The sequence below is a fragment of the Chitinophaga eiseniae genome (genome assembly GCF_012641265.1).
Lineage (GTDB): Bacteria > Bacteroidota > Bacteroidia > Chitinophagales > Chitinophagaceae > Chitinophaga > Chitinophaga eiseniae_A.
The window spans coordinates 93,537-106,983 of record NZ_JABAHZ010000003.1 but is presented as its reverse complement, the minus strand read 5'-3'; the positions used below and the strand labels follow the sequence as shown (position 1 = coordinate 106,983).

Here is a 13,447-nt window from a genome sequence, read left to right as displayed (position 1 = left end):
CCTGATTAATCAGTCAAAAATAGGAATTAAAAGATAATAAGCTACACACCGTTATTACAATATTACCGGCGCTGTACGCAAGGTATTTGCATAGTGAAAAAGTAAACCGTATTTTTCTGTAAATCTATCCACGGGCATATGAAAAAATTCCGGTTATCCATTACGTTGTTACTTTTCATGTATACACCTATCCAGGCGCAAACGATCCGGCTGGCGGTAAAGGCCGGAGATATTACCCGGTATAACAGCATCGTATACGCGACCCTGCCGGAGGGCGCCGGGGAAGTAACCATGGAAGAGGTGGGTAACGGAAAGCGTATTCCCGTTAACGTTAGTGTGCACAACGGTCAGCTCTGCTGGATGATGACGGGCACTACTCAAGCCGGTGCAGAGCGGGTGTATGACCTAAAGAAAGGTCATGCGCCGGGAGCTCCTCTCCTGAAAGCAGTGACACAATCGGGGCACCTGCTGCTGGAAGAAAAGCAATCCCCCATTCTTCAGTATAATTACGAAACGGTGGCAGCTCCTGCCGGTAAAGATACGGTGTATAACCGCAGCGGGTTTATTCACCCGCTATGGGCGCCTAATGGTGTCATCCTGACAAACATTTTTCCCAATGCAGGGCATCTCCACCACATGGGGATCTGGAATCCATGGACGCACACGCTTTTTGAAGGAAGGGAAACGGATTTCTGGAATGTGCAGAAGAAAGAAGGGAAGGTGCGTTTTGCCGGACACCTGGAAACTTTTTCCGGCAATGCCTGGTGTGGTTTCAGCGCCCAACAGGATCATATCGCTTTCGGGAAAGATGGTACGGAAAAAACAGCTATCACAGAAACCTGGTTGGTGAAGGCATATCCCGCTACGGATAAGGGATCCCGCCGTCAATGGGATTTTACCAGTACGTTTACCCCTGCCTCCCCGAATGGTATTACCCTGTTGCAATATCGTTATGGCGGCGGCTTTGGCTTACGAACCACGGCCGACTTTACCGCAAACACCAGCCAGGTGCTTACCTCGGAAGGCAATACCCGCAGGAATGCCGACAGTACCCGGGCCCGCTGGGTAAAAATCAGTGGCACCACACCCAAAGGAAAGGCAGGATTGTTAATCATGAGTGATCCTGATAATTTCGATTCACCGGAACCACTGCGGGTATGGCCGGAAGATGCGGAAGGCGGTGAACTCATGTTTAACTATACGCCCACCCGCATGAAACCATGGCAGCTCTATGCGGGGTCCCGCTACCAGCTGAAATACCGCATCATGGTGTTTAGCGGAGATATTACCGCAGAAGAAGCAGAGGCCGCCTGGCAGGATTATGCACATCCGCCACAGGTGAGCTATCGCTAATTTGCATTTGGAGATTAGTCGCTTTTTCATTTATTTTATCGCCGTGAATGATCAGGGCTTTCACTCGGTTAACCTCGGAGAAGCCTTTTATAACCCTTAACCGCCATCTTCATGAAGAACTTAAATACAGAGAGAAACCAGCACCAGATGAGAACGATGTGCCTTTTCAGGGGAAGTGTGGTGGGCTAAAACCCCAATAGTCATTTACCACTTTATTCTAAATACATATACTGATGAACAACCTCGCTGAACTGAAAACAACATTGCTGGAAATCCATGAAAGGGATAAAAAGCAAACCATTACCGCCCTTATTACTGCTGAAGTATTTGCTGTACTCGTTTTTGGCCTGATAGGCTATAGCATTTTTTCCGGCAGCAGTACGGAAACCCCCAAAGCCATTCTCTACATTTTACTGTTCCTGCCAGTAGGGGTACTGATCCCGTATATTGTGATGCTCATGCAGGCAAAGAAACGCCCGGAGAAAATCCTGGAGTTTGTAAACCGACTGGAGAAAGGAGAATCTGTAAATAACGTGGACACCTATACGGACTATAAACTGACATTGCCCCTGCGCATTATCAGGATCCGCTTGTTTCCCATGGAATATGCCCACGTGAGAATAGGGCAGAGCCGCTCTTTCTTTAAGCTGCCGCTATCGGCCGAAAACGTACAACCTTTTAAAGCCCTGATCAGTCAGCCTGCCCTTCACAATGTGAGTAGCATCGGAGGCAGCTCTGCCAACTGGTCATCTAACTGATAATGACATACAGGATATGAAGACACTGGAAGAATTTAATACCTTCCTGGACCAGCGGCTTCAACAGGAGCTGCTGGCCCAGGAAAAACGCCGTATTGCCGGCCGTAACTGGATGCGCTGGATGTGGGCAGCTATCCTGGTGCCGTTTGCCGTTTTTGTTTTTTTCCTGGTGAGATATAGCCTGCATACGGCAGCGGAAACTGCGGTTACCGGCCAGGCCGGTTCCGGTAACCAGGTTATCCTGATGGTAGCGCTGGTAACCTTGTTCACACTTGGAGGATACGGTGTGCGTTATTTTATGATGAAACAAAAAGGAGCTACGGCTGCGGTTGATTATGGACAGGATTTTAAGGAAAAGATCGTAAGGCCGGTGATTGGTTTTCTAAACCCATCGTATGCCTACCAGCCACTCAATTACGCCAGTTACGATGAATTTACCGAAAGTGGCCTGTTTGCCAGGAAAAATTACACGATTACCGGCAATGACCAGGTGTATGGTAAACTGGGTGATATGAATTTCCAGTTTTGCGATCTCACGGTAACGCATATGCCGTTGGTGACCTTACGGGGACAAGGCCCCGACGTTGTTTTTTGTGGCAGCTATTTTATCGGCCACTATCCCCGCTATTTCAGTACCCCGGTATATATCCTGTCGCGCAGCACCACGCTGGAAAGCTGGTTCAACTCCGGCGCCGCCGACAATGGATTTATTGAAACCTGGAACCTGGGTAAAAAAGTATTACCCGCCGACAGCACTTTCAATAAACTGTTTATGGTGTATGCGAAGGATGAAAATGAAGCGCAGCAGTTGCTCACGCCTATATTAATGGAAAAATTGACCGGACTGCAGGAACGCTCCGGTGCTAAACTGTTCATCTCGTTTTATAATAACCGGGTGTACGTGGGCATCAGCCATGGAATGGATTATTTTGAAACCACTTTGCATAAATCACTGGAAGACCGGCAGATGTTGAAGAACTTCTACCTGGATTTTGTATCCATGTTACAGCTCGCAGAGGATCTTCAGCACAATGCCACTATCTGGACTAACCACACCTTCTCCAGATCCTAGCCACCCTACAGCCATTATTCCTGCGATAAAACTGCAGGAATATTATTTGTTTTTTGAGAGACAGTAAATCGATAACCCGTTAATAGGTAGATATCCTCCCCATATTTTCCTGTCAAAGAAAGTAGCAGGGCGCGTTGCAGTTGTCATTTTTAAAATTTAAATAATATGTTATGGTATTTTTTTATATCCGCTGTAAACCTTTGCTATAGTGCATTATAGGCGACAACGCATACGAATAATATATGAGTAAGGGTTAATTATTTCTTCTTAGGCGAGTTTTTTTAAAGTTTGATTTCGCTGTATAGGTTTTCGCTGTATCTTTACCACGCCACGTAAGAGATGGCACCCAATATAGAATTTGTAATTGTTAACTTAATTAATAGAAAAACCTGGTATCATCCAAATGACCCTGTCAACATTGACCATATTCGGCCCTGCATTGCAATCTGCCATTAGGATAGCAACAGCCATTGCAAAAGAGTATCATCATCCGCAGTACACGCCTGCGCATCTGTTACGTGCCTGTTTGCACCGGGAAACAGGATTAACGGCTGCTTTACATGAAATGGATATCGATGTATACTACCTGGAAGAGTGGGCAGAAGTACGTTTGGACGAAATGCCCAGGGCCTCGCGCATCCCCGATGAACCGGAACCGGATGAGGCGGCAACTGCCGTATTACAGGAAGCCATCAATATAGCACAGGAAAACGACCAGGCCGAGGCAGATGCCTGGAGCCTGCTGATCGCACTCTGTACGCCTGGAGTGGGTTTTTCTTATGAGCAACTAAAAACATTTCCCTTTACCCGCGACCAGCTAAAAGCAGCCGGGAAGAAGGGAAAGGAAGGAACCCCGGCTATCTCCGCCAATGGTAAAAGCATTAAGCCGGGCGCACTGAAATATGTATACCGCATTACAGACCCCCAGCTACTGAAAACTTTCCACCCGGTCATTGGCCGTGATGGCGAAATCAGGAGTATCACGGAAGTGCTTACACGAAAAGACCGGGCCAGCGTATTGATCATAGGAGAAGGAGGTGTAGGTAAAACCTCACTGGTAGAAGGCCTTGCGCGGGCTATCGTACAAAAACAGGTCCCTTTGTCTTTGCAGTCTTCCGATGTATATGCGCTGGATTATGGTGCATTTATAGCGGGGGCAGCCTATAAAAATGAACTGGAAGATCGCCTGTTGCAGGTAATCCAGCAACTGAAGCAAACGGGCAGGCATATACTTTTTATCGACAACCTGCATAGCTTGCTGGACAAGCAATCTGGTGGCGGAATAGCCAACGTGATGAAGGCAGCTTTGGGAAAAGGTGAAATTATCCTGATAGGCGCTACCACGCCGGAAGGATTCCGTAAGCTGATAGAGCCGGACGCCATCCTGCGGCACCGTTTTGAAACCATTGCCCTGTCAGAGCCGGATGAAACCCTGGCTACCCGCATGATACAGGCTGTTATACCTGTGTATGAAAACTTCTATCAACTGAAGGTATCACCCGAAAGTATACACGAATCTATCCGCTTGTCGCGCCGCTACCTGAAAGAAAGATGCCTGCCGGATAGTGCCATTAACCTGTTGGACCGCACCATGGCTGCTATACGCGCTATGCACGATACCGGTTCAACGCTGTTACAAACTTTACAGGCAGAGTTTACCACGCTAACTGGTAATGATCCCTTACAAATAGCCGACCTGCAATGGTTCTACCGGCAAATGACAGAACGCCTGGGTGCGTTACTGTCTGCCCGTTTATCTGCATCGGCCGATATACACAAATTAACCACCACACCGGAATTGCAGGCCGCCCTGCAACAATTGCTGGAACAACTGGCTACCATCGCCGCTGCACAGCAGGAAGAAGTAACCCCGGTGGACCTGGCTACCATGATAGCTTCCATTACCGGCATTCCTTTAGGGAAAGTGCAATCAGAAGAAAGAGCGCGCCTGGTGAGTATGGAAGAACACCTGCGTAAACGGGTAGTGGGCCAGGATCATACGCTCAAAGCAGTTGCAGATGCCATCCTGGAGTCAAGGTCCGGCCTGAGCAGACCCGGGCAGCCCATAGGTTCTTTCTTTTTCCTCGGACCCACCGGCACCGGTAAAACAGAACTGGCCAAATCACTGGCTGATTTTCTTTTCCAGGATGAACGTAGCATGATCCGCTTTGACATGTCTGAATTCAAGGAAGAACATGCAGCAGCCCTGCTGTATGGCGCTCCTCCGGGATATGTAGGATATGAAGAAGGAGGATTGCTGGTGAATAAGATAAGACAGCAACCCTATGCAGTAGTGTTGTTTGATGAGATCGAAAAAGCGCATCCCTCTGTGTTTGATATCTTCCTGCAGATCATGGATGAGGGAAAGTTGCACGACAGGCTGGGGAAGACCGGCGATTTCTCCAATGCGCTGGTATTGTTTACCTCCAACATCGGCAGTGAAGTCATTGCAAAATCTTTCCAGCAAAATATCATTCCCGGATCGGCGCAGCTGATGGAGCTGATGGCTAAACACTTCAGGCCCGAGTTCCTGGGCAGGCTTACGGAAATTGTTCCCTTTGGCCCTATCCGGCAATCGAACGTGGAAAAGATATTCGACATCCATTTACAGCATTTATTACAATCGTTGCAACAACAGGAAATTAGTTTAACCGTTACCGAAGCGGCCCGGCGCCACCTGGCACTGATGGGTTATTCACCTCAGTATGGCGCGCGCCCATTGCGGGAAGTGATACGGGGACAATTGCGCAAACCATTGTCGCGCATGATTATTAATGGTAGTCTCCGGAAAGATATGTCGGTAACCCTCGATATAAAAAATGATCAGTTAGACTGGACCATAAATTGATGATTGTCAGATTCCAAAAATTTAAATTTTATCTCAAATGAATGACAACTACGGAATTGGCGGCACAGAAGTGAAGCTGGACGCCAACGAAGCCATCGCGGAAATTTCGCATAACCGTACCTTGTTTGCTGAAAAGTTAACCCAGCAGGCGCCTGTTAAACCTGAAATAGTGGAAGGGCTTACTTCTGTAGAAGCTGTTTTTGAACATTTCAAACCAGCCGTGAACGTAAGCTTCCATGATGCAGAAGGCCGCACCGTGCCTGAAAAACTGCAGTTTCATCACCTGGGGGATTTTGGAGTAAAAGGTATTACCGCTCAAAGTGCTTTCTTAAATGACCTGGCTACTGAAAAAGAGCAGTACCTGAAAATTATGAAGCAACTGAAAACAAACAAGATCCTCAAATCTGCCCTGGCAGATCCCGATGCCCGCAAAGCGATACTGGGAGCCATTCGTGGCATGATGAAAGACCTTAATACCAAATAATTAACAGTTCCCTATCCAGGAACATAACCTCACTGATTATGGCAGAATTACAGAAAAACCAGGAGCCGCAAAACGAAAGCCTGTCTTCACAAAAACAGGAAGTTAACCTCGTAGAGAATATTGAAGAACTGGCAAAATACGGCGGTTTCGACCTGTTGGAAGCTGCAATTGAAGGCGCACAGAACCTTAACCCCGATCGTAAAGCGCGTCGTAATATTTTTCTGACCGAAGCCGGAAAGAAAACAGAAAGAGATAAACTCAAAAAAGTACTGTCACTCTGGGAAAAGGTATTGTCAGAAACGAATGAGCTGCCCGAAATGGTAGACTTTTGTACTTCCCATGCGGAAGAAGCAGAGAAAGTATTGTCCACCAATCTCGGCGAAGCCGTAGATACTACCCGTGAACTGGAACAGTCTTACCGCAACGTGGCGCTCTTCTTCAAGAATACGGAGTCCGACAAGGTGAAGAACGTATCGTTTATCAACGTGGAGCTGGAACAGCTGAAAGACCTGGACAATACCCGGTTTATCGATGCGGTGAGCACGGAGTTGGTCAACAACTACGATCGCCTGGATCTGCGCAGCAACTATAGCCTGCTGGTAATACCAGGATACCTCGGTTCCAATAAAGTAATAGAAAAATGGGCGAAAATAGCCCATGAAAATAAAGCCATGCTGGTAACAGATTTCGCACACCTGGATGCTCCGGATGATGTGATGGAAATGTTTGAACTGGCTAACCTCACTGGTGGCGAAATCCACCGCTCCAACGTAATCATGGCCTGTAACTGGCTGGTAGGCCGCGGCAAGTTCGACGAAGTAGGAGAGCAGGATCACCTCTATGTACCGCCATCCGGCGCGCTCGCAGGGAAAATTTATAAAACCCTCATGTCGCAGGTAACCGCCGGTAAGAAATTCGGTGGTATGAACGAAGTAGATGGGGTGAAATTTGAGCTGAAGAAAAGCGAAATCGCCAGCCTCGAAAAAATGGGACTGGTGCCCATGGTAAAGGAATATGGCAAAGTAATGGCCTTCAGCGCCAAAACGCTGTTTAACGGCGATAACCTGGGCTTGCAAACCTATTCCGTAGTACGGGTATTCGACTTCGTTACTAAAGTGCTGATGGACTTCCTCAACCGCCGCGCTTTTGAAAACTTCAATGCCAATACACGTAAAGACCTGATGAAACAGATTATCCGCTTCCTGGATGGTATCACAGGTCCCGATAAACTCATAGAAGACTTCAATATCCGCCGTTTTGAACAGGATCCGGTACAGAAAGACCGTATCCACCTGGATATCCATCTGAAGCCTTATTTCCCTGCCAAGAACTTCCTGATCAAAATGGAGGGTCAAAAAGGCGATGAAGCTACAGATTGGGATACTACCTACGAACAGGATGGCAAATAGTCGTCACCGGTCAGCTTTAGGCCTTTAACGGCATTTTAGGAGTGCCTGTTGACCGCCGGAAGCTGACCGCTGAAAATCCCTAGACATAATTCAGTTAATATCTTAAGGCTAAAATGCTGACGAAACGATGAAAAGAGTGCTGTGCAGTTTACTGCTTTGTTTGTTAATTACCGGGATTGGTTTCACTGTCATGGCCCAAACGGGTACAGATAGTATCCTGACCACCAAAGGCGCTGTTACACTTATTACCTCCGGTGCTCCCATCAGTACTTTCCAGATCGGAGACGGAAAGAATACAGATTATGACTACCGCATTGTAGATGGCAATATGGTATTCCTGCGGCCTGTTACCGCTACACCCCGGCCAACTAACCTGATTGTCAGGGAAGGAGAAAACATACATTACATGATCATCGCCTTCCGCGATAAAGTAGACCTGGCCCGGCTGAAATACACCCTGTCCGGCAAGGTCAGAACTACGGGAGCCATTACCACACCGGAAGCTGCCCCACAGGAACCACGTGCCGGTAAAGGAGAAAGATTATCGGATGATCTGGCTAACCTGCCGGAAGAAAGCGGCGTAAGCCTCATCAGCGTGGATACGGTAACGGTAGGTAAAATCGCAGACGACTTCGGGCATGATCATAAAGTAAATCACCAGTATGAAGTAAAAGTGGATGGTGTAAGCGTAGGCTATGCCCAGGCCATGACACTGAATAAACTGAACTATTTCAGTTTCCGTATCCGCAATAAAGGAAGGGAACCTTTTGAGATAGTGAAGGCCAGCTTGCTCCATAAGGAAAAGAAAGATACTTCCCTGTTGCATACCATGCCCATTCTTTACCGGAGAGGCCCTTCCGTTATTGCCCCTAAAGAAGAGGTCAGTGAAGTGTACGTGGTGCCATCCAAACAGTTTAGAAAGGACGATGAAGTGATTGTGGTTTTGCAAACCACAGAAGGTAAACAGCAATTGGTGTTATACATTCCTGTAACCGTGCTTCCGAAATATATGTTGGCCAAACAATGATACAGCGGTTTGTTCTGATGGTATTGTTGCTGCTGGGTATAGCAGCACCGGGCATTGCCCAGCAGGTTGATTTCTGTGGGGAGGTGGTGCCTATGGAAAGGGACTTTGTTTCTTTCCGGCTGATGGATATCATTAAGCGTAACCTGCGCTACCAGGGCTATCTTCCTGCATTACGCATGAAGGCAGAATTATATTTCCCGGTTATAGAACCTATTCTCCAGCAATACAACGTACCGCTGGACTTTAAATACCTGCCCATTGTTGAAAGTGGGCTAAGCAATGCTACCTCCCCGGTGGGCGCCCAGGGCGTATGGCAGATCATGCCAGGCACTGCAGCAGAACTGGGACTCACTGTCAGCCCGGGGTACGACGAGCGCAATCACCTGATCAAGGCCACCCATGCTGCCTGCCGCCTGTTACGCCAGCTACACCAGCAACTTAACTCCTGGACATTGGCTGCAGCAGCGTATAATGCCGGCCCGGGCAACATCTCCAAAAACATAAAACGGCAGGGAAGCAGCGACTATTACCAGTTGGTGCTCAACAACGAAACGGCGCAGTATATCTACAAGATCATTGCGATCAAGCAGCTGTTTGAAAGTCCGGAGCTATACATGCCGGGCTTTGGCTATAATGTATTTGCCAAATCCACCAACAACGGATCAGTGTTTGCTACCCCTGCGCCGGTTAGTAAAACAGCCGATAAGGATTTTAATAATATTCGTATTGCTATTGGCCGGTCAGCAGCTGTTCCCAAACAGGGAGTAACCGTATATGCCGCCCGCTTGCAGCATTATACCACCTTTGAAGATGGACAGCTGGTCAGCATCCAGTTGCTCGATGATTTGCAGGCCAACGGCGTATACATACGGAAAAATTCCAGTCTCTCCGGCAAGGGTTGGCTGGTGAGCAACCGGGTTTATGTAGATCTTGGATTCGGTAATACCGTAGTGCTTTGTGCGGCAGACGGAAAGAAAGGCGTTCCCGCCGATTTGCTGAAAACCGGCGGTAGTGTACAGTTGCGTAGTGCGAATGATAATAGGAATTTTAGCCTGGTGAGTGGCCATGCAACGGCTGTCTTGGCAGTGCGATGATATCACCTGTATGCGCAGTGCAAAAGTTTACGGCATCAATACTTCGTTGATGAAAACCCGGTACGGGAAAGTATTAGTGGATTTCTCCTCCAGTTGTAGCAGCAACTCTTCCTTCATATACTGAAGATTGGCAGCAGGGTACCTGTCTGTTGGTTGTGCCAGGGAAATGCGGATATCCAGGGTACGGTTGTAACCCGCGCCGTTGCCGGGCTGTAGTGCTACGCCTTTCGTGATGGTGGCCGTTTTCATTTCTTCGCCATAAATAGTGTGGCACAGCGCTTTCATATCTTCCGGCGTTACAATGCGGTTGTGCGACAGCAGGTGAGAGCGGTAAAGATTTATTTTTTCATCGATATTTAACCGGTCTTTTCCCCCCTGTGTATTGGTCAGTAAGGTAATGCTATTGGGACGGGTGTGAATATTTCCATACTCGAGCAAGCGGGTACCCATTCGGATGTTATTGGCGGCGGTACCGTTAGTGGAGTAAAATTCCAGGAAAATGTATTCGGCGTTGTCTTTAGGTTTTACCATCACATAGGGGATATTCCCTTTGTTGGCGCCGGGCTGCAACTGTTCTTCCAGGGAAGCAATCAGCTGGTGTAGTTCCCGCATGCGGTTGGTTACATAGTCGTTCTTCACTTCTTCAAACAGGGAGCTTTCATCCCGGATCACTTCTACCAGGTAGGCGATCACTTCTTTGGCTTCGCGGGTATCGAAGCGCCCAATGCCGCTGCTGCGGATGACCAGCTCTCCTTCCTGCATCTGGCCGGCAGTAGAAAAATTACGTATGTAATAATCGGTGCCTTCCAGGTCGTATACTCTTTTGATATCGAAGAAGATATCCGGTGTTTGCAGGGGGATGATATTGAGATAACGATTCAGTTTCATGGACTGCTCGTTATTTTTTTTGTTAATCACCGGGAAACAGTTGATACTGCAGTAAAGGTCTTCCATCAGGGTATGATGCAGTGCCTCGGGGAATTCTATGCGTAGCCAGTAAATATCTTTTTGTATGCGTTGGCTGTCGGCTCCGTATATGCTGTTGAGTTGTTCCGGCAGGCTGGTGGCTATGGGCGCCTGTGTATCTGTGATGGTTACAAAGTGGCGGCGAAACCGTTGGAGAATGTGCTGGCTGTACCTGGCGTTGTTATTGACCGCTACCTGCACCATGTTGTCTACCTCCTCTTCTGCCATATTACGGCTATGGGCGTAACCGCTTTTGATCGCCAGCTCGCGGTTATTGGCGAATATCCTGGCCAGGGGCAGGTAGTGATAGAACATTTCCTGCTGGTGGATATTGCGAAGATCAAAGAAGAGCGACATGCCCTCCCAGGAATGGGGTACATCTTCCATGGTCAGACCTATCCACAGGTGGTTGGGAGGGGTGTTGGGAGATAAATGTCCCTGTAGTACCTGTTCCTTAAACCAATGATCGCGGGTTTCAAATAATTTGTTGCCGATGACCAGGTATTGTACCTGTCCGCGGAAGAGGCGATGATTAGTAACCGGGGAGAAGAAGATATCGCGGGTGTGGCTGCCGTTTTTGGTATGGTGGTAAAATTGGTGATCAGCGTGAATATCGGCCACCGCTTCAGTGGCCATGGCATGCAGGATGCCATAGGCGGGCTGGGCGCTGGTAATGGGTTCCGGCATCATGATTTGCGCCAGTCTTTCCACCAGCCGTGCATGTGATACGTCTACTTCCCCGGAAATTTTTTCCAGTTCGCTGGCGCAGGTTTCCAGGAGCAGTTGCACAACGGGATCAAAAGAGGTTTCCACTTCCGCATCGGGATATCCCCACAGGCGGGCAGCGGTTTTTAACATTCTATCCTTTATTCGTTCTTTCTTTTCTTTCATGAGTGGTGGTTAATAAACAAATGATCAATCGTAGGATAAGGGGCTGATGTAGAAGAAACTGCTGTACTGGAACGGGTTATTGTTTTTGCTGATGCTCCCGGTAACGGTCACGCGTATCTTCTTTTTCATTTTGCGGGTAGCCGGCAGGAATAACTCTTCCTGGTTTACAGCGGCCACCACCCTTATCTGTGTGATTCTTTTTTCGTATCGTACAATGGATGCTTTCACCGCGTTTTCTATCTGTTCCTTCACTTCGTTGTTGGAGGCTTTGATATCAAAGTCGCTGTCCCACCACTGGCAGCCATATTGGGGATCATCTTTATTTTCTCCCAATACGGTAGTGATCAGCAGGTGTATATGTTGTTCGATAGACTCTTCCAGCGTGATGGCAGGCATATCTTTTTTCTGCAGCAGCTGAGAAAAGTCTATCGGGAGTTTATAATATTTTCCTTTCATGGATGGCATTAAAATATACCCAGTAATTTTTTACGGTCATACATGATCAGGATGCCATTTACGCAGCCGTTGGCATCTTTGGTCAGGTTCACCCTTTCTATCTTGAATTTTTTCTTACCATAAATACGGGAGCAGAAGTGTTCAAAATTATCCTGGTCGTTACCGTTCAGTACCACTTTGGTACCGAGGTTATTACAGAGATACTGCGCAAAGTCTGCCGCTGTTTTCTGTTTGGTGGTTACCTGGGTGAGCAGGTATTTAAATTCGTCATCGGAGATAGAGGGTTTAGGCTTTTCCGCTACTGGTGGTGGTTCCGGTGCTTTAGGCTGTACCGGTTCGGGGTTGAATGGTACATCGGGGGTATGCTCCGGCGCGGCAGGGCGGGCGGGGAATACGGTAATGTGTTTGAGTACCATGTGGGCGCTGTCGCCATTGATGATGAGCGACAAAGTCCTTTCTCCTGGAGAAGAGAACGTGTAGGTAACGGTAGCGCCTGCATGAACTGCTGCGTTGTCCTGCAGGAGCCGCCAACTCCATTGGGTAGCGGAAGAAGTTTTGTTGGTAAAGGTAACAGGCCTGCCGGCGAAGGCTTCAGACGGCCCTTCAATAACCGGGAAAATATCGGGCTTGCCACCGGTATTTTCCACGGGCATGGTTACGAGCACTTCTTTTGTCCAGCTGCATTTGCCGGAACTGAGGGTAACCATGTAGCTGCCAGCTTTATTGAAGGAATGGTACACCTGTTGGCCGGTGGCCTTATTGCTGGAATCGCCAAATTCCCAGGTGTAGTTGTTAGTTTTTTTATCGTGATTGGCTGCGTTGAAAGTAATGACTTCGCCTACCAGGTAGGCTTTACTGTTGGTATTTTGAACATGACTCAGTATAATATCGGTATTGCTGCAATCTTCTTTGGTATCGAGTTGAAAGGCCAGCAGCACGCCACTGATCAGGAAAAGGGCAAAGAAAGTCCACAGTACCATGGGGTCGACATGACTGGCAATTTTTCCAAAAGGTCTGAATGAGTTAACCTTACGTTCATTTTCGGGTTTACGGGGGGCCATCGGTTTTTCAGGTTTTTACAATATTGCA

General features: G+C 48.0%; 11 protein-coding genes. 8 read left to right on the top strand and 3 right to left on the bottom strand.

Features of this window, described 5'->3' with window-relative positions; all coding sequences use genetic code 11:
- Positions 1-138: 138 nt before the first annotated feature.
- The 8 genes from HGH91_RS14280 (at position 139) to HGH91_RS14245 (ending at position 10,045) form a co-directional block, all read left to right on the top strand.
- Complete coding sequence (locus HGH91_RS14280) at positions 139-1,353, top strand: PmoA family protein (protein ID WP_168739212.1); 1,215 nt, start codon at positions 139-141, stop codon at positions 1,351-1,353.
- Positions 1,354-1,586: 233 nt separating this feature from the next.
- Complete coding sequence (locus HGH91_RS14275) at positions 1,587-2,111, top strand: hypothetical protein (RefSeq protein ID WP_168739211.1); 525 nt, start codon at positions 1,587-1,589, stop codon at positions 2,109-2,111.
- A gap of 16 nt (positions 2,112-2,127) precedes the next feature.
- Positions 2,128-3,183: a DUF3137 domain-containing protein gene (locus HGH91_RS14270; RefSeq protein ID WP_168739209.1), complete on the top strand. Its 1,056-nt coding sequence runs from the start codon at positions 2,128-2,130 to the stop codon at positions 3,181-3,183.
- Positions 3,184-3,586: 403 nt separating this feature from the next.
- Entirely contained in the window at positions 3,587-6,031 is a 2,445-nt protein-coding gene (locus tag HGH91_RS14265; protein WP_168739207.1) for an ATP-dependent Clp protease ATP-binding subunit, read from the top strand.
- A gap of 37 nt (positions 6,032-6,068) precedes the next feature.
- Entirely contained in the window at positions 6,069-6,515 is a 447-nt protein-coding gene (locus tag HGH91_RS14260; RefSeq protein ID WP_168739206.1) for a hypothetical protein, read from the top strand.
- 38 nt (positions 6,516-6,553) lie between these two features.
- Positions 6,554-7,924: a DUF5458 family protein gene (locus HGH91_RS14255; protein ID WP_168739204.1), complete on the top strand. Its 1,371-nt coding sequence runs from the start codon at positions 6,554-6,556 to the stop codon at positions 7,922-7,924.
- A gap of 127 nt (positions 7,925-8,051) precedes the next feature.
- Positions 8,052-8,951, top strand: coding sequence for a hypothetical protein (locus HGH91_RS14250; RefSeq protein ID WP_168739202.1), 900 nt, complete (start codon positions 8,052-8,054; stop codon positions 8,949-8,951).
- Positions 8,948-10,045 carry a transglycosylase SLT domain-containing protein gene (locus HGH91_RS14245; protein WP_168739200.1) on the top strand — a complete coding sequence of 366 codons (1,098 nt, stop codon included), beginning with the start codon at positions 8,948-8,950 and terminating at the stop codon, positions 10,043-10,045. Before HGH91_RS14250 ends, HGH91_RS14245 begins: the two co-directional genes overlap by 4 nt.
- Positions 10,046-10,072: 27 nt before the next feature.
- Here HGH91_RS14245 and HGH91_RS14240 read toward each other — a convergent pair whose 3' ends face one another.
- From HGH91_RS14240 to HGH91_RS14230, 3 genes are read right to left on the bottom strand one after another with little or no spacing between them, the layout of a single operon-like run.
- A complete protein-coding gene (locus HGH91_RS14240) occupies positions 10,073-11,902 on the bottom strand; it encodes a type VI secretion system baseplate subunit TssF (RefSeq protein WP_168739198.1) in 1,830 nt (609 codons plus the stop codon).
- Between the two features lie 24 nt (positions 11,903-11,926).
- Positions 11,927-12,358, bottom strand: a complete 432-nt coding sequence (locus tag HGH91_RS14235; protein ID WP_168739196.1) for a GPW/gp25 family protein — start codon at positions 12,356-12,358, stop codon at positions 11,927-11,929.
- Between the two features lie 8 nt (positions 12,359-12,366).
- Positions 12,367-13,419, bottom strand: a complete 1,053-nt coding sequence (locus tag HGH91_RS14230; protein WP_168739195.1) for a PKD domain-containing protein — start codon at positions 13,417-13,419, stop codon at positions 12,367-12,369.
- Positions 13,420-13,447 lie beyond the last annotated feature (28 nt).